Here is a 17,917-nt window from a genome sequence, read left to right as displayed (position 1 = left end):
GGGGTATCTGCCTGGCCTGCGGGAACATCGTCTCGCACCATCGGGTTGGAGCAGTTGTCGGCGTTCGGGGGCAGGAGAACCTCCGAGTCGGGGTCCGGGTGTCGGCAGTTGGAATGAGCGGTCCCCGCTTGCGGGACTAAGCTGCGGAAGGACAGGGAGGGGACCGACCCCTTACTGCCTGACCGCTCTGAGGAGCGATTAACGATGTTCGAGAGGTTCACCGACCGCGCGCGGCGGGTTGTCGTCCTGGCTCAGGAAGAAGCCCGGATGCTCAACCACAACTACATCGGCACCGAGCACATCCTCCTGGGCTTGATCCACGAGGGCGAGGGTGTCGCCGCTAAGGCCCTGGAGAGCCTCGGGATTTCGCTCGAGGCGGTCCGCCAGCAGGTGGAGGAGATCATCGGCCAGGGCCAGCAGGCCCCGTCCGGCCACATTCCCTTCACCCCCCGTGCCAAGAAGGTCCTGGAGCTGTCGCTCCGCGAGGCCCTTCAGCTGGGCCACAACTACATCGGCACGGAGCACATCCTGCTCGGCCTGATCCGCGAGGGCGAGGGCGTCGCCGCCCAGGTCCTCGTCAAGCTGGGCGCCGATCTCAACCGGGTGCGGCAGCAGGTCATCCAGCTGCTCTCCGGTTACCAGGGCAAGGAGACCGCCACCGCCGGCGGTCCTGCCGAGGGCACGCCCTCCACGTCCCTGGTGCTCGACCAGTTCGGCCGCAACCTGACGCAGGCCGCTCGTGAGTCCAAGCTCGACCCGGTCATCGGGCGCGAGAAGGAGATCGAGCGCGTCATGCAGGTCCTGTCGCGCCGGACCAAGAACAACCCGGTCCTGATCGGTGAGCCCGGCGTCGGCAAGACCGCCGTCGTCGAGGGGCTCGCCCAGGCCATCGTCAAGGGCGAGGTGCCCGAGACCCTCAAGGACAAGCACCTCTACACCCTCGACCTCGGCGCCCTGGTCGCCGGCTCCCGCTACCGCGGTGACTTCGAGGAGCGCCTGAAGAAGGTGCTCAAGGAGATCCGCACCCGCGGCGACATCATCCTGTTCATCGACGAGCTGCACACGCTCGTGGGTGCGGGTGCCGCCGAGGGCGCCATCGACGCCGCTTCGATCCTGAAGCCGATGCTGGCCCGCGGTGAGCTCCAGACCATCGGTGCCACCACGCTCGACGAGTACCGCAAGCACCTGGAGAAGGACGCCGCGCTGGAGCGCCGCTTCCAGCCGATCCAGGTCGCGGAGCCGTCGCTGCCGCACACCATCGAGATCCTCAAGGGTCTGCGCGACCGCTACGAGGCCCACCACCGGGTCTCCATCACGGACGAGGCCCTCGTCCAGGCCGCCACCCTGGCCGACCGGTACATCTCGGACCGCTTCCTGCCGGACAAGGCGATCGACCTGATCGACGAGGCCGGTTCCCGGATGCGCATCCGCCGGATGACCGCGCCGCCGGACCTCCGCGAGTTCGACGAGAAGATCGCGGGCGTCCGTCGCGACAAGGAGTCGGCCATCGACTCCCAGGACTTCGAGAAGGCGGCCTCTCTCCGCGACAAGGAGAAGCAGCTGCTTGCGGCGAAGGCCAAGCGCGAGAAGGAGTGGAAGGCCGGCGACATGGACGTCGTCGCCGAGGTCGACGGCGAGCTGATCGCCGAGGTCCTCGCGACCGCCACCGGTATCCCGGTCTTCAAGCTGACCGAGGAGGAGTCCTCGCGTCTGCTGCGCATGGAGGACGAGCTCCACAAGCGCGTCATCGGCCAGAAGGACGCCGTCAAGGCGCTCTCGAAGGCGATCCGCCGTACGCGGGCCGGTCTGAAGGACCCGAAGCGTCCGGGTGGTTCGTTCATCTTCGCCGGTCCGTCCGGTGTCGGTAAGACGGAGCTGTCCAAGGCGCTCGCCGAGTTCCTCTTCGGCGACGAGGACGCGCTGATCTCCCTCGACATGTCGGAGTTCAGCGAGAAGCACACGGTCTCGCGTCTCTTCGGTTCGCCCCCCGGCTACGTGGGCTACGAAGAGGGCGGCCAGCTGACCGAGAAGGTGCGCCGCAAGCCGTTCTCCGTCGTCCTCTTCGACGAGGTGGAGAAGGCCCACCCGGACATCTTCAACTCGCTGCTGCAGATCCTGGAGGACGGTCGCCTGACCGACTCCCAGGGCCGCGTCGTGGACTTCAAGAACACGGTCATCATCATGACGACCAACCTCGGTACGCGGGACATCTCCAAGGGGTTCAACCTCGGTTTCGCGGCCACGGGTGACACGAAGTCCAACTACGAGCGGATGAAGAACAAGGTCTCGGACGAGCTCAAGCAGCACTTCCGGCCCGAGTTCCTCAACCGTGTCGACGACGTCGTCGTCTTCCCGCAGCTCTCGCAGGACGACATCCTGAAGATCGTCGACCTGATGGTCGGCAAGGTGGACGAGCGTCTCAAGGACCGCGACATGGGCCTGGAGCTCTCGCAGTCCGCGAAGGAGCTCCTCTCCAAGAAGGGGTACGACCCGGTGCTGGGCGCGCGTCCGCTGCGTCGCACGATCCAGCGCGAGGTCGAGGACACCCTCTCGGAGAAGATCCTCTTCGGCGAGCTGCGTCCGGGCCACATCGTGGTCGTCGACACGGAGGGCGAGGGCGACAGCAAGACCTTCACCTTCCGCGGCGAGGAGAAGTCGGCGCTGCCCGACGTCCCGCCGATCGAGGACGCGGCCGCGGGTGGCTCCGCGGGGCCGAACCTGAGCAAGGACGCGTAACCCCTCCGGGGCGAGCCTGAAAAGGGTGGGCCCGGACCGTTCCTTCTGGACGGTCCGGGCCCACCCTTGCGTCGTGCCACCGGCCACCGCTTCTTCGTGTCACCGGCCACCGCGCGGAGTGCGGACGAGCCCGCCGGGGTCAGCGGGCGGCGACCGTGACCTCGGCCGCCGGGAAGAGCCGGGCGTACGGGGCCGGGTCCTGGTCGCCCCGGCGGCCCGGGAAGACCTCGACGGCGCGGACCGCGGGGAAGAGCGGGGCGTGCCGGGCGAACTGGCCGGGGCCACCGGGCAGGTGCAGGCCGAGCCGGGTGATGCGGGGCAGCTCCGGCAGCGGCACCGGGGGCAGGATGTCCCCGGCCAGGAAGAGACCGGTCAGCCACGCGTGACCGGCCAGCTCCTCCCAGTCGTCGGCGGTCAGGCGGTCCAGGGTGGCGCTCAGGCTGAGGTAGGTGAGCCCGGACAGGACGGGCAGCGCCCGCAGGCCGGTGGTGGCCGTCGCGCCCCGGGTCAGATACAGGGCCCGCAGCCGGTCCGAGAACGGCAGCTCGTCGGTGAGCGCCACGCCGGACAGCGGGTGGCCGACCGTCAGCGAGGAGAGCCGCTTCAGCCGGTCGAGACCCCGGACGCCGGGCATGTCGGTGACGCCGAGGTAGTCCAGGGAAAGCCCGGCGAGCGGCGTGACGTCGGTGAGGTGCGGGCAGCGGGTCAGCGACAGCGACCGCAGAGCGGGCAGCTCCGCGAGCGGCGCCAGGTCCTCCACCGCAGGGTTGTCGGCCAGCGCGAGGGCCTCCAGCCGCTCCCGGTCCGCGACCGCGAGGATCTCCTGCCACGTGTACGGGCCCGTGAGGTCGAGCCGCCGCCACCCCGTCATGGACCGGGCCGCCTCCCACTGGCCGCGCTCGCGCACGGTCAGATCGAGCCGGTCGCGGTCCACATGGGCCAGCACCTCGTCGGCGTACCGCTGCGCGGGGAACCGGTGCCAGGTGCCGACCAACTGGCGCCGGACCTCGAACGACGGGTGCTCCCGGTACTTCTTCAACACCGGCAGTGAGCCCTCCTCGCCGAGCAGGGACGCGGTCACGGTCACCGCGAGCGCCGCGTCGTCCGTGAGGCCCCCGGGCCCGGGCAGGAGTTCCAGGACGAGCCGGCCGGCCTGGGCCAGGCGCTCCGCTTCCGCCTTCGAGGCCGGCGGGATCAGGGTCGCCGCCCGCCGTCGCACCTCCTCCGCGACCTCCTGGTCGACCGAGGTCGCGTCCTGGAGGCAGGCCAGGGCCAGCAGGGTCATGCGCGGGCTGTCCGCGGTGAGCAGGCCGCGCAGCAGGCGCCCGCGCTCGCGGGTGCGGGCGTGCGCGACGGCCATGCGCAGGACGTCCTCCCACTGGGTGTCCTCGGCGCGGCCGAGCAGGACGTCGAAGTGGCCCTCCTCCACGGCGTACCGGGCGGCGAGGTGGTCGAGGAAGGTGCGGTGGGCGAAGTCGAGGACGCCCGGGGCCGGGCTGCGCAGGACGCCGCTGCGGAGCAGGAGATGGCGCAGGATCGCGGGTGCGTCGCCCTGGGCGGCGGCCGCGGGGACGGAGGACATCGCGCGTTCGAGGAGGGAGAGGGCCGTCTCCTCGTCCATCTCGCTGCGGCCGGCCAGGACGAGGGCGTAGGCGAGGCGCTGGAGGAGTTCGATCTGGTCCTCGGTCTCCAGGGCGATGCCGTCGAGGCCGCTCATGCCGCGCTGCCGGTCCCGTTCGGTGAGGATCATCTGGAGGGCGGCGTCGTACAGGGCCTTGCGGCGGGGCGGGAGGTAGCCGCGCCGGGCCCGGTGCAGGGCGCAGATCAGGCCGCACAGCAGGGGGTTGGCGGCGAGCCGGGCGAGGTCGGGTTTGGTGCGCAGGGCGTCGAGGAGGGGTTCCTCGTGCTCGGGGGCGCCGGCCGCGGTGTGCCAGCGCCGGACGAAGGCGGTGACGCGGGGGCCGTCCATGGGGGCCAGGGCGAGTTCGGTGAAGCCGTCGCCGGCCAGCCACTCGGGGCGGACGGCGGTGGGGCGGGCGGTGAGCAGCCAGCGGTTGCCGGGGTAGCCGCGCACGAGGGCGAGCAGCCAGTCGCGTACGCGGGTGCGGTCGGCGGCGGGCACCTCGTCGAGGCCGTCGACCATGACAAGGGCGCGGCCGTCGCTCAGCACGCGCTCGGCCCACCCGTCGGGCGGGGTGTGCGGGCAGTCCGTACCGGCCAGGAAGTCGGCGGGGGCCGGAAGGCGGGGCGCGCGGATGAGCGTGCGCAGCGGCAGGACATAGGGGACGCGGTCCTCGGTGGTGGTGGCCAGCCACTGGATGAGGGTGGTCTTCCCGGAGCCGGCGCCGCCGCGCAGCAGGACGCGGTCGTGGTCCGCGAGCGTGTCGGCGGCGGGCACGCGCACGGTGACCGCGGCGGGTTCGGGGGCGCCGGGGCCGGGCGGGCCGTCCTCGGTGGCGGTCGCTTCGAGGTCGAGGTAGGCCAGGTCGAGGGGCCAGGTGTCGGCGGTGTCGGGCGCGTCGAGGCCGAAGATCGTCAGGCGGTTGTGGCGCAGGGCCAGATAACGCCGGTAGCGCTGTTCGAACGCGCGGTCCGTGGCGCCGCCCGGGACCCGCGCGAGCAGCGCGTCCAGCTTGGCGATGGTCTCGGCCTGCCCCCTGCTCTGCTCCACCAGGGTGCGGGCGACGAAGGTCGACCGCTGGGTGAAGAAGTGCAGGATGTGCAGGCACGCCCACTCGGTGAGGGAGTCCAGGAAGTAGGCGGCGTCGGTGGACAGGCCGGGGGCGGGGGCCGCGGTGCGCAGGGCGCGGGCCAGCTCACGGTGGCCGAGCCGGACCGCCTGGACGTCGTCCATGCCCAGCTCGCCCAGGGAGCGCAGGGTCCCGGCGAGCGCGAGCACCACCGCTTCGCGCTCGTCGTACGGGAACGGGGGCTCGCCGGGGCCGTCGAGCGCGGCGGCGACGAGCTTGTCGGCCAGGCGCTCGACGTCCCGCTCGGTCAGCGTGCGCTTCTCGCCCTGGAAGGAGACGAGTCCGGAGATGCGGACGGGGCGGTCGGTGAGGCCCGCCCCGGGGCCTTCCTGGACGAGCAGTTTCCTGAGCGCGGGGGCGATCAGGCCGGAGGCGAGCCGGGTGCCGAGGACAGCGGGATCCATGGTCCGGGAGCGTAGCCCCGATCACATTCGGCGGAGGTTGGATCTTGCCCGCCGGTGACAAGCCGCACAGGTGATTTGTCCCGTACTAACCGAAATAGTGGGACGTTGGTCTCGTGGGGCGGTTGTTACGTGGTCGATGGGCGGCAGTGATTTGTCCGTTTTAGGAACAAAGAGGCATGTGCGGCCCGGAGGGCTGGGGATCGGGTGTGCCAAGTGGGCCTAAACCATGGATCGGCGGATAAATCCGGCACTTCGGGTGGGGTTCGCGAGGGGTGTCAAGAGACCGCCGTCACCCCGGGACGGTACGAGGTTTCGTAGTAGATGAGGCTTTTGAGCCGAGGTGGGGGTGGGGGTTACCAAGGGATGGCCGACCCGGCGACACGAGGACGTGAGCCGGGTCCCTTCCCGCCCGGCGGAATCCGCTCAGGTTCCCGGCGGGCGCACCGGACCCGAATGTCCCCGAAGCTCGAAGAGGTCTCCCGCATGTCGAAGCGCACCATGTCCCACCGCCCCACCACGTCGATCTTCCGCAAGCGTGCCGCCGTCGTGGCCGCCGGTCTCGGAATGACCGCCGCGCTGGGCGCCGGGGCCGCGTTCGCCGCCGACTCCGCCCAGGGCGCGCTGCCGGGCGTCTCCGCCTCCTCCGTCGAGGCGCAGGCCACCGCCCAGGCCAAGGCCGCCGCCTCCGCCAAGGAAGCCGCCGCGAAGGCCAAGGAGGCCGCCGAGAAGAAGGCCGCCTCCTGGATCGACCCGGTCAAGAGCTACAAGCTCTCCGCCGGCTACGCCCAGGGCGGCGGCATGTGGGCCTCCGGCAAGCACTCCGGCCAGGACTTCGCCGTGCCGCTCGGCACGGACGTGATGGCCGCGCACGGCGGCACCGTCGTCAAGACCGGCGGCAACGGCGCCGGCGACGGCCCCGCCTACGGCAACGCCGTCGTCATCAAGCACGGCAACGGCACGTACTCGCAGTACGCGCACCTGTCCCGCGTCGACGTCCACGTCGGCCAGAGCGTGACCACGGGCCAGCACATCGCCAAGTCCGGCAACACCGGCAACTCCAGCGGCCCGCACCTGCACTTCGAGATCCGCACGACGCCGAACTACGGCTCCGCGGTGAACCCCGTGTCCTTCCTGCACTCCAAGGGCGTGCACGTCTGATCCGCACCTGCGGCGGTGCTCCGCCGGGGCTCAGCTCCGGTGGGCCTGGGTGACCAGGTCCGTGGCGACCTCGAGGATGGCTTCGCGCTTCTCCTCGAGGTCGCCTTCGACGTCCCGGAGCACGAACATTCCGGCGTGCATGGAGAACAGCGCGCTGAAGCAGCGCACCCGGTTGGTCAGGGTGACGTGCTCGGGCAGCAGGTGGTCGAGGAGTTCCTTCATCCGGTCCTTGAAGTCCTCGCCGATCCGCAGCTCGCGCATCGTCGCCTGGTTCTCCTGCATGAAGCGGAACAGTGGCGCCGCATTGGTCAGCGCGACCCCGTACCGGGTGAGGATCTCGCGCTTCGTCTCCAGGGTGGGCGGCTGCTGCCCGGCCCAGACGATCAGCTCGTCGATCGGGGTCATCAGGTCGTCGAAGAGGCTGACGACGATGTCTTCCTTGGTCTTGAAGTGGTAGTAGAGCGCGGCCTTGGTGACGCCCAGGCGCTCGGAGATCTCTCTGAGGGAGGTCTTCTCGTATCCCTGCTCGGCGATGAGTTCGAGGGCCACGTCCTGAATGCGCTGGCGCGTGTTCCCGCGCCGCTGCTGCGGCTTGCTGCTGCCCGTGACCATCGCGTGCCTCTCGTGCTCCTCGGAAGTCCCTTGGGAGAAACTTACTTGACGCCCGGCTAGTTTCCGCTCTACCTTCACCATCGTAGGTAACTAGCCGGGCGTCAAGTAAGTACCCGGCGATCCATCCGTACCTGGGGGAGCTGGGGAACATGGCGACAGCGGCGATACACGACAAAGAGCAGGCGAAACAACCACGCAGCGTACGCGTCGTGCTGATGGCGCTGATGATCGCCATGCTCCTGGCCATGCTCGACAACATGATCGTCGGCACCGCGATGCCGACGATCGTCGGTGAGCTCGGCGGACTCGACCACCTCTCCTGGGTGGTCACCGCCTACACGCTCGCCACCGCCGCCTCCACCCCGATCTGGGGCAAGGTCGGCGACATGTACGGCAGGAAGGGCGCCTTCCTGACCTCCATCGTCATCTTCCTGATCGGCTCCGCGCTCAGCGGCATGGCCCAGGACATGGGCCAGCTGATCGGCTTCCGGGCCGTCCAGGGCCTCGGCGCCGGCGGCCTCATGGTCGGCGTCATGGCGATCATCGGCGACCTGATCCCGCCCCGGGAGCGCGGCAAGTACCAGGGCATGATGGCCGGCGTGATGGCGCTCGCCATGATCGGCGGACCGCTGGTCGGCGGCACCATCACCGACCACCTCGGCTGGCGCTGGGCCTTCTACATCAACCTGCCGATCGGCGCCGTCGCCCTCGTCATGATCACCGCCGTGCTCCACCTGCCGAAGAAGCGCAGCAAGGGCAAGATCGACTATCTCGGCGCGGCCCTGCTCACCATCGGCATCACCTCGATCGTGCTGGTCACGACCTGGGGCGGTACCGAGTACGCGTGGAGCTCCGCCGTGATCATGGAGCTGGCCGGCATCGGTGTCGCCGCGCTCGTCGGCTTCGTCTTCTCCCAGACCAGGGCTGCCGAACCGATCGTGCCGCTGCACATCTTCCGCAGCCGCAACTTCACGCTGATGTCCCTGATCGGCTTCATCACCGGCTTCGTGATGTTCGGCGCGGTGCTCTTCCTGCCGCTCTACCAGCAGGCCGTACAGGGCGCGTCCGCGACCAACTCCGGTCTGCTGCTCCTGCCGATGCTGCTGTCGATGATGGTCGTCTCGCTGGTCGCGGGCCGGGTCACCACCAGCACCGGCAAGTACAAGGTCTTCCCGATCGTCGGCAGCGTCCTGATGGTGGCGGGGCTCTTCCTGCTGGCGCAGATGGACACCGGCACCTCGCGCCTCACCTCCGGTCTCTACATGGCCGTCCTCGGCGCCGGCATGGGCTGCCTGATGCAGATCACCATGCTCGTCGCGCAGAACAGCGTCGAGATGAAGGACATGGGCGTCGCCTCCTCCTCCACCACGCTCTTCCGCACCCTGGGTTCGTCCTTCGGCGTCGCCATCATGGGCGCCCTGTTCAACAACAAGGTGCAGGACGTCATGGCCCAGCGGGCCGGCGCCCTCGGCGGGAAGGTCACCGAGCACTCGGCGCAGCTGGACGCGGCCAGCCTGGCGAAGCTGCCGGTCCAGGCCCGCGAGGCCTACCAGTTCGCCGTCTCCTCCGGCACGCACTCCGCGTTCCTGCTCGGCTCCATCGTGGCGGTCGGCGCGCTCGTGGCGGCGTGGTTCGTGAAGGAGGTCGCGCTGCGGGGCGCCGGTCCCGACAAGGCGGCGGGCCCGGACGAGCCGGCCGAGGGCGGTGCGGCTGGGGACGCCGCGCGGGGCGGCAGGACGGTGGCAGAGTCCGTCTGAGCGGACCGCCCCCACATCCGCACTCGGCTGTTGACCGGCCCCGGCGCCTCGGCGCCGGGGCCGGTTTCTCTTGGAGCGGGGGCCGGGGCTGGGGCCGGAGCCGGAGCGGGGGCTGGGGCCGAGCCCGGAGCTGGAGCAGGGGCTGGGGCGGGGGCCGGAGCCGGAGCAGGGGCCGGGCCGGGGTCGGGGCCGGAGCAGAGGCCGGAGCCGGGGCCGGGGCTGGGGCGAGGGTGGGCTACTGGGCGGTGGTGTCGGGTAGGCGCAGCATCGGGAAGCTGCCGGTGTTGGTCGGGGCGTGTTCCGGCAGCCACAGCACTGCCACGGCACCCTCGGCCGGGGTGTCGGGTTCGGCTCCCGGCGGGCGCACGTTACGGAAGGTGAGGCGGGCGCCCAGCACCTGGGCCTGGCCCGCCGCGATGGTCAGGCCGAGGCCGTGGCCGTGGCCCGCACGGTCGGCGGCGCCGGTGCGGAACCGGCTCGGCCCCTCCTCCAGCAGCTCCTCCGGGAACCCGGGCCCGTGATCGCGCACCCGGATGACGCGGCCCTCGACGCTCACCTCTATGGGCGGCCGGGCGTGCTTGGAGGCGTTCGCCAGCAGGTTGATCAGGATGCGCTCCAGGCGGCGCGGGTCGGTCGTCACCTCGGACTCGTGGATCACCTGGACGGAGACGCCGTCGGCGGCGCGGGCCGCGATCCGGCGCTCCACGAACTCGCCGAGCATGATGTCCTGCAACTCGGCCCGCTCGGCGGCGCTGTCCAGCCGCGCCACTTCGAGCACGTCCTCGACGAGGGTGCGCATGGCCTGCGCCCGGTCCTTCACCAGCTCGCTGGGCCGGCCCTCGGGCAGCAGCTCGGCCGCCGTGAGCAGGCCGGTGACGGGCGTACGCAACTCGTGCGCGATGTCCGCGGTGACCCGCCGCTCCGCCTCTAGCCGCTGCTGCAGCGCGTCGGCCATCGCGTCGACGGCCCGGGCGAGATCGTCGGTCTCGTCGCGCACCACACCGCCGATGGCCTCCCGTACGCGGACGTCGGTGCCGCCCCGGGCGACCTCGCGGGCCGCACCCGCCGCCTTGCGCAGCCGCCGGGAGAGCTGGCCGCCGATGAGGACGCCGAGCGCGCTGCCGCCGAAGACGACCGAGATGGAACCGATGAGGAGGGCCTGGTCGAGGTCGTTCATGACGGTGGCGCTGCGGTCGGTGAACCGGGTGTGCACCGAGAGCAGGTCGCCGTTGCTCAGCGGGACCGCGGCCCAGATGTCGGGCACGCCGTTCGACGGCTCGGAGACGTAGGTGGCGCGGCGGCCGGAGAGCGCCTTGGCCCGCAGCTCGCGCGGCAGGTCGGGGTCGTTCACCTTGAAGCCGACGGGCAGATTGCCGCCCCGGGCCTCGAACTGCCGCTGCACGAACTGGATCCGCTCGTCCTGGACGTCGCGGGCGTTGTCCAGCATCGAGACCCGGGCGGCGTTGTGCACCACCAGGCTCAGGGCGACCGCGACGAGGGCGCCGACCAGCGCGATCGCCACGCTGATCTTCCACCGCACCCCGGTGTGCAGGCTGCGCCGCAGCCGCCGGGGCAGGAGGGTGCGCAGCGTGACCCGGGAACGGGCGCCACCCGCGCCCGGGCCCCCGCGGCCACCGGGACCTCCGGGGACACCGGGACCTCCGGGGCCACCGGGACCCCCGCGGCCACCGGGACCTCCGGGGCCACCGGGACCCCCGCGGCCACCGGGACCCCCGGGGCCGCCGGAGCCCTCGCCGGAATCGCGTGCCCGGCGCGGGCGCGGCGCCCGCGCCTCGTCTCTCGTCCCCCTCATATCCGCTTCCCCATCGGCCCGCTCAGGCCTTCAGTTTGTAGCCGAAGCCGCGGACCGTCTCGATCCGGTCCTGGCCGATCTTCGTGCGCAGCCGCTGGACGTGGACGTCGACGACGCGGGTGTCCCCGCCCCAGCCGTAGTCCCAGACCCGCTCCAGGAGCTTGTCGCGGGAGAGGACGGTGCCGGGCGCCGAGGAGAACTCCAGGAGCAGCCGCATCTCCGTCGGCGTCAACGCCACCGTGGCGCCGTCCTTGCGCACCTCCATGCCCTCCGTGTCGATCTCCAGGTCACCGAAGTGCAGGACGCCGCCCTCGGCGCCGGCCGGCTCCTCCACGGCCGGGGAGGAGCCCGCGGCGGGACCGCCCGCGTGGCCGAAGCGGCGCAGCACGGCACGGATGCGGGCGACGAGCACGGCCCCGTCGAACGGCTTGGTCACATAGTCGTCCGCCCCGGCCTCCAGGCCGAGCACGACGTCGATGGAGTCCGCGCGCGCGGAGAGCATGATCACCGGAACCGTGGACTCGTCCCGGATGCGACGGCACAGGGAGACCCCGTCGAGCCCCGGCACCATCACGTCGAGCAGCGCGATGTCCGGCCGGTCCGCGCGGAACGCCTCAAGGCCCGCGAGCCCGTCGGGCATGGCCGTGACGGCGAAGCCGTCCCGCTCCAGAGCGAGCTGGGTGGCCTCGCGGATGACGTCGTCGTCCTCGACGAACAGCACGTGGGTCTGCTCCCCCTTGCGCTCGCCCATGGCGCCCATGCGGTCTCCATCCGGTCGTCTCGAACTGCGTGCCTGTGGCTGTGCTCAGCCGTCGTCCGTGGGGGCGGGGGACTCCCCGTCCACGGCGTGGCTGTAATCGTTGTGCGTGCGGCTCTCCTGGGCGAAGCGCGTTCCGCTCCAGCGGTAGGTGAGGACCTCCTCGCCCGACGGAGAGGCGACCGAGTCGCCCTTCTCGTAGACCTGTTTGGTGACCACCAGATCACCCCGGTCTATCTCCCCGTAGACCGGGGGTTCCTCGGTCTGGAAGACGTTCCGGTAGGTGCCGTCCTCGTCCCGGTACACATAGGTCCCGATGCCGACGGCGTCACCGCAGGTCATCACATTGATCACGACATCGCTCGACGCACCGCCGGTGAGATTGCCGTAGCTCACGTCGACCGGGTACTCGTTCGCCACGCAGGGCTTGAGGTCGCGCTTGATGTCGGTGCTGACCCGGGGGTCGTCCTTCACCAGGCGCACCGCGTTCACCGGCTTGGGGGTCGTCGGGGTCGTGGGCGGTGCGGCGCTCGCGGAGGCGGCCGGCTCCGTCGCGCCCACCGGGTCCGTCCGGGCCGGGCCCTCGTCGCGGGCGCCGGTCCCGCCGGCGGAACAGGCCACGAGGGCCCCGAGGAGAACTCCGACGGCGGCGATCCCGGCAATGGCCGAACGCCCCGCCTGCAGAACCCCCAGGACCCTCAGGACCCCACGGAACCGAGAGGCACGTGTGCCTAGGCCGCGCAACGCTCCCGCTCCTCACGTTCGAGCGCGCTGGACATCCGCTCTTCGCGGTCGCGGCTCTCCAGCTCCTCACGGAGCCGGGCGAGGGCGCGGTGCAGCGTGCTCTTCACGGTTCCGGCCGACATGCCGAGGGCGGCGGCCGTCTCCTCTGTGGACATCTGCTCCCAGTGTCGCAGCACCACGACGCTGCGCTGCTTCGGTGCCAGCACCTTCATGATGTCCATCAGGAGCGCGCGGTCGGCGTGCTGCTCCGTGGAGTCGTCCATCGAGGACTCGGGGAGCTGCTCGGTCGGGACCTCTTCCAGCTTCCGGGCGCGCCACCACTCGGTCCGCGTGTTGATCATGACCCGGCGCAGGTACGCGTCGGCCAGCCGCTTATCGGCTATGCCCTCCCAGCGGCCGTACGTACGCACGAGCGCGGTCTGCAGCAGGTCCTGGGCGTCGACCGGGTCCGGCACCAGGCGCCGGGCACTGCGCAGCAGGGCGTCCTGCCGCGTCCGGACGTACTCCTCGAACCCCAGCACCTCTCCGCCGTGCGCCATGATCAACCGCCTCCCGCTACCTGTTCCCCGTTGGCCCGCACCGGTCATGTGCGGTCATGAGGGAGAAGTTACGGAGGTGTTGTCACGGCGATGTCCGTTCCAGCCTGCGACGAACGCACGGCTGTCCGTCGGTTGTGTAACGAACCGCCGAAACGCCGGAAGACGGCCCGGAGACGGCCTGCTCAGCCCATGGGCAGCCGGTACAGCCCGCCCGGGAGGGGTTCCACGAGTCCGTCGTCGACCAGCCCGTCCAGGGCGCGGGCCCGCTGCACCGGCTCGTGCCACACGCCGTCGAGCGCGGCCTGCGGGACCGGGCCGACGGCGTCCCGCAGCACGGCCAGCAGCTTGCCGCGTACCTGACGGTCCGTCCCCGCGTACGTCTGTCCGCGCCGCGCGGGCCCGTCGTGCGCGGGCTTGCCGGCCAGCCGCCAGGTGCACATCGCGGCGATCGGGCAGCGGTGGCACTCCTCGTTCTTGGCCGTGCACACCAGCGCGCCCAACTCCATGGAGGCGGCGGCCCACTTGGCGGCGACCGCGTCCTGCTCGGGCAGCAGGGCGCGGGCGAGCTTGCGCTCGGCGGCGGTGGTGGCGTTCGGCGGGTACTGCACGCCGGCCACGGCCCGGGCGAGGACCCGCCGCACGTTCGTGTCGAGGACGGCGTGCCGCTGCCCGTACGCGAACGAGGCGACGGCGGCCGCGGTGTACTCCCCGATGCCCGGCAGCGCCAGCAGCTGGGCGTGGCCCGTCGGTACGTCGCCGCCGTGCCGTTCCGTTATGGCGACGGCGGCGCCGTGCAGGCGCAGGGCGCGCCGCGGGTAGCCGAGCCGGCCCCAGGCCCGTACGGCCTCGCCCGGGGCGTCCTTCGCGAGGTCGGCGGGGCGGGGCCAGCGGGTGATCCACTGCTCGTACACGGGCAGCACCCGGCTCACCGGTGTCTGCTGGAGCATGAACTCGCTGACCATCACGGACCAGGGGCCCGCGTCCGGGCGGCGCCAGGGCAGGTCGCGGGCGTGGGTGTCGAACCAGTCGATGACGGGTTCGTGAAGATCGGAGCGGCCGGGGACGTTCTCGGGGGTCTTCGTGAGCGCAGTCATGGCACTCCGATCCTGCCATGTCCTGGGGCGGGGCCGGGGGCGACCCGCGTCGGGAGGTGCGGGGTCTGTTTGTGCGGGGTTGTTGCGGGCCCTGTTTCGGTAGCGCGTCCGGCGCTGGGGTGCCGCCTTGCCCACCCTGCCGCCCTGGGGGTCCCCCCGGACGGAGTCTGGGGGAGGCAGATTGCCCAAGGCGGGCTGGGTGCCCGGGGCGGGGTTGTTGCGGGCCCTGTTTCGGTAGCGCGTCCGGCGCTGGGGTGCCGCCTTGCCCACCCTGCCGCCCTGGGGGTCCCCCCGGACGGAGTCTGGGGGAGGCAGATTGCCCAAGGCGGGGCGGCTTCCCCAGGCGGGGGGGCGGTCTCCGAGGCGACGGCGGTGCTCGCCCGGGCCGGACGGTCCACCGGGGCGCGGTCGCGTGCGAGACGTGCGGGTGGGGACGGGGCGGTGTGCCCCCGCAGGACACCGCAGGGACCAGGCACCGGGTCAGAGCCTCTGGGCGGACAGCGGGGGGTCAGACCGTACCGGCCGAGGAGGTACACCGGCCCGGCCCCACCCAACCCACCGGCCTAGCTCAGGCGCAGCCCCCCGTGGCACCCGCTCCGCTCATCGCCGATGCGCACCGACCCGCGACGACCGCTTCGCATAACCAGGCCCAGGCCCGGGCCGGGCCGGCGCCCCCGGGCCCGCGAACCAGCGGGCGAGCCCGTTTCCGGAGCCCCGCATCGCCTCCGTCACCCGCGCTCCCGGCCGGGTGACGAGGCGGATGAGGAGGAGGGCGACGAGCGTGCCGAGCAGCAGTCCGGCCGCGACGTCGTGCGGGTAGTGCACGCCCACGAAGACCCGCGAGAACGCCATGAGGAGCGCCATCGGGACGGTCAGCAGACCGATCCTCGGCCAGGCCAGCGCCAGCCCGACCGCCGCCGCGGCGGCGATGGTGGCGTGGTTGCTGGGGAAGGACCAGTCCCCGTAGACGGGGCAGGAGACCAGGGAGGGCAGCGCCCCCGCCACGGCCCGGCACGGCCGCTCCTCGTCGATCCCCGACTTGATCAACTCGCTGCACACGTACGCCACCGCGGTCCCCAGCGGCGCGAGCACCGCGACCGCGAACGACCGTGGATCACCGCGCCGCGCCCGCGCCCAGGCCACGACGAACAGCACGGCGAACGTCAGCAGGCCCAGCTCCGTCCACACCTCCATGAGGTGCTGGAACCACGAGGGGGTGTCGTGGGCGAAGTCGGTGATGCCGCGATAGAGATCGGAGTCGATGGTTCCCATGGTGACGGACAGTACGCAATGCCCGGGCCGCCCCTCACCCCGCCTCCTGACGCCCCGCGCGTGATGATGATCCGGAAAACTTGACGGTGGGCGGCGGGTGGACGCAGGAGTACGGCCCGATCTCTCGTAAGGTTTGGGCCGTGGGATCTCTGCGCAATCCGATCGGGCCGCTTCCCTCCTCCATCTACTGGCGCCGGAGGGTGGTTCTGGCGTCTGTCGTGGCGCTGTTGGCGCTGCTCGTCGTCTGGATCGTCAACTTGGGCGGCGGGGAAGGGAACGACGGCGCCGACGGATCCAACGGCAAGCACCCGACGGACGCGATCACGCCGGGCCCCTCCGGCACCGGTCCCGCGATCAGTGAACACCCGGGCGGCCGCGACGAGTCGGGCGGTTCGGGCACGGACGGCGGCTCTGGTTCCGGCGCGGGCGCGGGCGGTTCCGCGGGTGCGGGCGGCGGCGGAGGAGCCGGCGGCGCGGGCGACTCGGCGGGCGGCGCCGGCGGCAACGGCAAGGGCAACGGCACGGGAAGCGCGGCCGGTTCGGTCTCCGGCGACCAGGTCCCGGCGGGCTCCAGCCTGCCCGACTGCACGACGGGTGGCGTGACGCTGTCGGTGCGCAGCCTCCACAACTCCTACGCGCCCGGGGAGAAGCCGAAGCTGGAAGTGGTCGTCAAGAACACCACCGAGAAGACCTGCAAGGTGGACCTCGGGGCGCAGACGACGGTCGTCACGATCACGAAGGCGGACGACGACAAGAAGTACTGGTCGTCCGAGGACTGCCCGGCGCGGACCGGCAGCCTGCTGATGCAGGTGCCGGCGGGAGGCAAGATCACGCAGACGCTGACGTGGGACCGGAAGCCGAGCGCGCCGCACTGCGCCACGCCTCCGGCGGGGACGGCCGGGTTCGGTACGTACCTGGTGGAGGTCAAGGGGGCGCAGCTGGCCAAGACGCAGACGTCGTTCGTCCTCAAGGCGGACTGACGCGAGCCAGGCGGGCAGCACGCCCCCATGCCCCCATTGCCCCCATGCCCCACGCCCCCATGTACCTGGACGTACGCAGGCGTAGCTAGACGTACCGCTCCAGGATCGAGGACTCCGCGAGCCGCGACAACCCTTCCCGCACGCTGCGCGCCCGCGCCTCCCCGACGCCGTCCACGGTCTGGAGGTCGTCCACGCTGGCGGCGAGCAGCTTCTGCAGGCCGCCGAAGTGCTCCACGAGCCGGTCGATGATGGCGCCCGGCAGCCGCGGCACCTTGGCGAGGAGCCGGAAGCCGCGCGGCGACACGGCGGAGTCCAGCGCCTCGGGCGAGCCGGTGTACCCCAGGGCGCGGGCCACGGTGGGCAGTTCGAGGAGCTCCCCGTGGTGCAGCGAGTCCAGCTCGGTGAGCGCCTCGTCGACGGTGCGGGACCGCTTGGCCGTCGGCTCGGGCACGTAGTCCCGTACGACCAGCTCGCGCTCGGGCTCGACGCCGGCGATCAACTCGTCGAGCTGGAGCGCCAGCAGGCGTCCGTCGGTGCCCAACTCGACGACGTACTCAGCGATCTCGGTGGCGATGCGGCGCACCATCTCCAGGCGCTGCGCGACCGCGGTGACGTCCCGGACGGTGACCAGGTCCTCGATCTCCAGCGCGGAGAGCGTGCCCGCGACCTCGTCGAGCCGCAGCTTGTACCGCTCCAGGGTGGCGAGCGCCTGGTTGGCCCGGGACAGGATGGCCGCCGAGTCCTCCAGGACGCGGCGCTGCCCGTCCACGTAGAGCGCGATCAGCCGCATCGACTGCGAGACGGAGACGACGGGGAAGCCGACCTGCTTGCTCACCCGGTCCGCGGTGCGGTGCCGGGTCCCGGTCTCCTCGGTGGGAATCATCGGGTCCGGGACCAGCTGGACGCCGGCCCGCAGGATCTTGTCGAGGTTCGAGGAGACCACGATGCCGCCGTCGAGCTTGCACAGCTCGCGCAGGCGCGTGGCGGTGAACTCCACGTCGAGGACGAAGCCGCCGGTGCACATCGACTCGACGGTCTTGTCGGAGCCGAGGACGATGAGCCCGCCGGTGTTGCCGCGGAGGATGCGCTCCAGACCGTCCCGCAGGCCGGTGCCGGGCGCCACCGCGCTCAGCGCCGCGCGCATCGAACCGTCCGCACCGGAGCTCCCTCCCGCGGAATCCGTCCGGGGGGAACCCCCCTTACCGAGAGCTGCCGCCCGGTCGTTGGCTGCCACTGCACTCCTCCGGATCGCAGACTCTGAGGCGCCGCCCTGGGTTCTGGCGCGTTCGCACGCACAGGCG

General features: G+C 71.7%; 13 protein-coding genes. 4 read left to right on the top strand and 9 right to left on the bottom strand.

The window, feature by feature from the left end; all coding sequences use genetic code 11:
• Positions 1 to 204: 204 nt before the first annotated feature.
• Positions 205 to 2,736, top strand: a complete 2,532-nt coding sequence (locus ACIBW6_RS27115) for an ATP-dependent Clp protease ATP-binding subunit (protein WP_399064015.1) — start codon at positions 205 to 207, stop codon at positions 2,734 to 2,736.
• Positions 2,737 to 2,875: 139 nt separating this feature from the next.
• Here ACIBW6_RS27115 and ACIBW6_RS27110 read toward each other — a convergent pair whose 3' ends face one another.
• Positions 2,876 to 5,890 carry an NACHT domain-containing protein gene (locus ACIBW6_RS27110; protein ID WP_399064014.1) on the bottom strand — a complete coding sequence of 1,005 codons (3,015 nt, stop codon included), beginning with the start codon at positions 5,888 to 5,890 and terminating at the stop codon, positions 2,876 to 2,878.
• Between the two features lie 483 nt (positions 5,891 to 6,373).
• Here ACIBW6_RS27110 and ACIBW6_RS27105 point away from each other — a divergent pair, with 483 nt between their 5' ends.
• Positions 6,374 to 7,048, top strand: coding sequence for a M23 family metallopeptidase (locus ACIBW6_RS27105; RefSeq protein WP_399064013.1), 675 nt, complete (start codon positions 6,374 to 6,376; stop codon positions 7,046 to 7,048).
• 30 nt (positions 7,049 to 7,078) lie between these two features.
• Here ACIBW6_RS27105 and ACIBW6_RS27100 read toward each other — a convergent pair whose 3' ends face one another.
• Positions 7,079 to 7,660, bottom strand: a complete 582-nt coding sequence (locus ACIBW6_RS27100; protein WP_399064011.1) for a TetR/AcrR family transcriptional regulator — start codon at positions 7,658 to 7,660, stop codon at positions 7,079 to 7,081.
• Positions 7,661 to 7,809: 149 nt separating this feature from the next.
• Here ACIBW6_RS27100 and ACIBW6_RS27095 point away from each other — a divergent pair, with 149 nt between their 5' ends.
• Complete coding sequence (locus ACIBW6_RS27095; RefSeq protein ID WP_399064009.1) at positions 7,810 to 9,417, top strand: MDR family MFS transporter; 1,608 nt, start codon at positions 7,810 to 7,812, stop codon at positions 9,415 to 9,417.
• A gap of 235 nt (positions 9,418 to 9,652) precedes the next feature.
• Here ACIBW6_RS27095 and cseC read toward each other — a convergent pair whose 3' ends face one another.
• From cseC to ACIBW6_RS27065, 6 genes are all read right to left on the bottom strand, one after another.
• Positions 9,653 to 11,230 carry a two-component system sensor histidine kinase CseC gene (gene cseC / locus ACIBW6_RS27090; RefSeq protein ID WP_399064007.1) on the bottom strand — a complete coding sequence of 526 codons (1,578 nt, stop codon included), beginning with the start codon at positions 11,228 to 11,230 and terminating at the stop codon, positions 9,653 to 9,655.
• A 22-nt stretch (positions 11,231 to 11,252) separates the two neighbouring features.
• The gene (gene cseB / locus ACIBW6_RS27085; protein WP_399064240.1) at positions 11,253 to 11,981 is read right to left on the bottom strand and encodes a two-component system response regulator CseB; all 729 of its coding nucleotides are present in this window, start codon (positions 11,979 to 11,981) and stop codon (positions 11,253 to 11,255) included.
• Positions 11,982 to 12,035: 54 nt separating this feature from the next.
• A complete protein-coding gene (locus ACIBW6_RS27080) occupies positions 12,036 to 12,689 on the bottom strand; it encodes a hypothetical protein (protein WP_399064239.1) in 654 nt (217 codons plus the stop codon).
• A 29-nt stretch (positions 12,690 to 12,718) separates the two neighbouring features.
• On the bottom strand, positions 12,719 to 13,270 hold the full coding sequence (locus ACIBW6_RS27075; RefSeq protein WP_399064005.1) for a SigE family RNA polymerase sigma factor: 552 nt from the start codon (positions 13,268 to 13,270) through the stop codon (positions 12,719 to 12,721).
• A gap of 182 nt (positions 13,271 to 13,452) precedes the next feature.
• Positions 13,453 to 14,364, bottom strand: a complete 912-nt coding sequence (locus ACIBW6_RS27070; RefSeq protein ID WP_399064003.1) for an A/G-specific adenine glycosylase — start codon at positions 14,362 to 14,364, stop codon at positions 13,453 to 13,455.
• Positions 14,365 to 14,964: 600 nt separating this feature from the next.
• Entirely contained in the window at positions 14,965 to 15,636 is a 672-nt protein-coding gene (locus ACIBW6_RS27065; protein WP_399064001.1) for a phosphatase PAP2 family protein, read from the bottom strand.
• A 140-nt stretch (positions 15,637 to 15,776) separates the two neighbouring features.
• On the opposite strand from ACIBW6_RS27065, the gene ACIBW6_RS27060 reads away from it, so the two are divergent.
• Positions 15,777 to 16,616 carry a hypothetical protein gene (locus ACIBW6_RS27060; protein ID WP_399063999.1) on the top strand — a complete coding sequence of 280 codons (840 nt, stop codon included), beginning with the start codon at positions 15,777 to 15,779 and terminating at the stop codon, positions 16,614 to 16,616.
• 85 nt (positions 16,617 to 16,701) lie between these two features.
• Here ACIBW6_RS27060 and disA read toward each other — a convergent pair whose 3' ends face one another.
• On the bottom strand, positions 16,702 to 17,850 hold the full coding sequence (gene disA / locus ACIBW6_RS27055; RefSeq protein WP_399063997.1) for a DNA integrity scanning diadenylate cyclase DisA: 1,149 nt from the start codon (positions 17,848 to 17,850) through the stop codon (positions 16,702 to 16,704).
• Positions 17,851 to 17,917: the final 67 nt, after the last annotated feature.

Source organism: Streptomyces sp. NPDC049813 (assembly GCF_044465085.1).
GTDB lineage: Bacteria > Actinomycetota > Actinomycetes > Streptomycetales > Streptomycetaceae > Streptomyces.
Note: the sequence above shows the minus strand (reverse complement) of the source record. Positions and strands in the feature narration are given on the sequence as shown.

What these genes read in the sequence shown, in the direction of transcription:
- ACIBW6_RS27115 (WP_399064015.1), top strand. Translation starts at nt 205, where the DNA reads ATGTTCGAGAGGTTCACCGACCGCGCGCGGCGGGTTGTCGTCCTGGCT.
- ACIBW6_RS27110 (WP_399064014.1), bottom strand. Translation starts at nt 5,890, where the DNA reads ATGGATCCCGCTGTCCTCGGCACCCGGCTCGCCTCCGGCCTGATCGCC.
- ACIBW6_RS27105 (WP_399064013.1), top strand. Translation starts at nt 6,374, where the DNA reads ATGTCGAAGCGCACCATGTCCCACCGCCCCACCACGTCGATCTTCCGC.
- ACIBW6_RS27100 (WP_399064011.1), bottom strand. Translation starts at nt 7,660, where the DNA reads ATGGTCACGGGCAGCAGCAAGCCGCAGCAGCGGCGCGGGAACACGCGC.
- ACIBW6_RS27095 (WP_399064009.1), top strand. Translation starts at nt 7,810, where the DNA reads ATGGCGACAGCGGCGATACACGACAAAGAGCAGGCGAAACAACCACGC.
- cseC (WP_399064007.1), bottom strand. Translation starts at nt 11,230, where the DNA reads ATGAGGGGGACGAGAGACGAGGCGCGGGCGCCGCGCCCGCGCCGGGCA.
- cseB (WP_399064240.1), bottom strand. Translation starts at nt 11,981, where the DNA reads ATGGGCGAGCGCAAGGGGGAGCAGACCCACGTGCTGTTCGTCGAGGAC.
- ACIBW6_RS27075 (WP_399064005.1), bottom strand. Translation starts at nt 13,270, where the DNA reads ATGGCGCACGGCGGAGAGGTGCTGGGGTTCGAGGAGTACGTCCGGACG.
- ACIBW6_RS27070 (WP_399064003.1), bottom strand. Translation starts at nt 14,364, where the DNA reads ATGACTGCGCTCACGAAGACCCCCGAGAACGTCCCCGGCCGCTCCGAT.
- ACIBW6_RS27065 (WP_399064001.1), bottom strand. Translation starts at nt 15,636, where the DNA reads ATGGGAACCATCGACTCCGATCTCTATCGCGGCATCACCGACTTCGCC.